This window comes from Caldisericia bacterium (genome assembly GCA_021158845.1).
Classification (GTDB): domain Bacteria; phylum Caldisericota; class Caldisericia; order B22-G15; family B22-G15; genus B22-G15.
The window spans coordinates 1-2196 of sequence record JAGGSY010000077.1 but is presented as its reverse complement, the minus strand read 5'-3'; the positions used below and the strand labels follow the sequence as shown (position 1 = coordinate 2196).

Here is a 2196-nt window from a genome sequence, read left to right as displayed (position 1 = left end):
ATTTGACGGTTGAGGTTCCGGTGAATGAAACGGTGGTTGTTCCCTTTGAGGAGACCTTTAAGGTGCCGATCCACATGGAGGTTAAAATCGAGAAGACTTTAGCTGAGCTTGGATTAGGGGAGATAATCGATGAGGTGGTCAGTATCTTGAAGGGAATTAAGGTTGCGCTTGGAGGGTAGATTTTATTTTTCTTCTCTAAACCTCATCCTTCAGGAAGATGTCACTTCTAGGTGTTATAATTAAGACAGGGAAAGTAGAGCAAATTTAATAAATTCACGAAGGATAATCTATAAATCGGAGGGAGAGTGGTGGGTAAAATTTTATCTGCGGACTCAAAATCATTTGTTATTGTTCGTAAAAAACAGTTTAAAGCCAATATTGGTGTTGCGTTATTGTTTAAGAAACCTGAAAAATTCAAAGAGAATTGTACTGAGTATTTTGAAGACCTTAAAGAGAATTTCCACACTAAAAATCCAAGATATATATTCAAGAGTAGGGACATAAAATCATTATTTGGACATAATGACTCAACTAAAATTATGGAAGGATTTGCATCCATCATAAATGAATCCAAAGTCACTGTCAATTTTGTTTTATCGGTGTTCAATACAAAACGTTTAACCGAGGTTAAATATTATGCAAAAGATAAGGCAACAAAGACTGAGAAACCTATGAAATTTATAGACAAACTAACCAGTTATTTCCCGTATATTACTGCGTGGAAATCATTAAAGGAGTTAGGGTTAAATAACATTGATGTACATTTGGACAATTTCGATGAACAAGAACTTACTTATGCTTGGGATGAACTGGTAGAAGATAATCAGCCAGTCATTTTTCCTAAAGGTGACCAGGTTAATATGTTTATCTCTGCCGCAGATATAGTTCTTGAACACATTCATCAGAGAATAATGGAATATAACATCCGTTTGGGGAATACAGAGATGTATACGCTTAATGAAGCTCATTTGGGTTTTAAAAAGTTTAAAGTGTTTTATAGTGGAAACAGAGATGTCAAGTATCTGGCACCATACTCAAGGAGAAAAGTTCCAATTAAGGAGCATCTTGTAAGGCCAATGATATATCTTCTGCCTGAAGGACTGATGGGAAAAGAAGAGAGAACTGTTATAGAGCATTCACCGTCTTTTCAGTATCTTCTCAGATTTGCCTCAGATAGAAATGGAGGATTAAAGTTCATATCTTTCGAAAAGGATGCCTACAACATCAGAGAAAATGACATTATAGTTTATTTTGGAGACCAGGGTAGGAAAAAAGCAGAATATCTCAAAAAGGAACTTAGGTATCCCATTGAAATATTCCATGTTTTAGAAATCATCAAAAGCTATGAGACTACGGGGGTGTAAAGTCTCAGTTATCATGACATAACCAAAATCCTTATATATCATTACCCTTCAATACCCCATTGAGGGTACACTCTCAGGAGGGAGTGTACCCGTTATCTGATCTCATATCTTATAGTTTTTTCTCTTTTATGATCTTAACTTTACAGTTGTCTTTTTGAGTTTTTAGTGTTAGCAGGTATTCTATGCGTGTTTCTTCATCTAAACAACTAATTGACAAGTGATTAATCCTTTTCAAAGAGCTTTTTGAACCATTTTGGACTTTCAGTTACAGGTGTTTCTCCTTACTAAGTCCCCCAAGATCTCCAAACACTTTCAACCTCTTTCTTCAAAAACACTGCTTAATATTTTTACATGTTCTCTTTAAACGCTTCATATGGGCGGTGACATTTTCTTTTTCAAGCCTCACCCTGAAGGGTGAGGGTTCAAGTGTAATCTTCCACTGGCGAAACTTTTTAATTGAGTAAGTGGTAAATGAAGATTCGGTGTAGCCAAATGAAAGCTCTAATTTTGTCCGGTGGTCATGGTACGAGATTGAGGCCTTTGACTTATTCTCAGCAGAAGCAGCTTATACCAGTTGCGAACAAGCCAGTTCTCTTTTATGCGATTGAAGATGTCATAGAGGCGGGAATTCATGACATTGGAATCATTGTTGGGCCCAACAAGGATCAGGTGATTGAAGCCGTAAAAAGCGTCGATTGGGATGCGGATATTGAGTTCATTTATCAGGGGGAGCCCCTCGGACTGGCCCATGCGATAAAGGTTGCAAGGGATTATCTCGGTGATGACGATTTTGTGATGTATCTTGGTGATAATATACTCAGAGAGGGCATTG

General features: G+C 37.2%; 2 protein-coding genes. Both read left to right on the top strand.

Translation table 11 applies throughout. The features are described from left to right. The first annotated feature begins 308 nt into the window (after positions 1-308). Entirely contained in the window at positions 309-1364 is a 1056-nt protein-coding gene (locus J7J33_03055; GenBank protein ID MCD6168268.1) for a hypothetical protein, read from the top strand. Between the two features lie 492 nt (positions 1365-1856). After that, positions 1857-2196 (top strand): NTP transferase domain-containing protein (locus J7J33_03050; GenBank protein MCD6168267.1); only part of this gene is annotated, 340 nt, incomplete at its 3' end.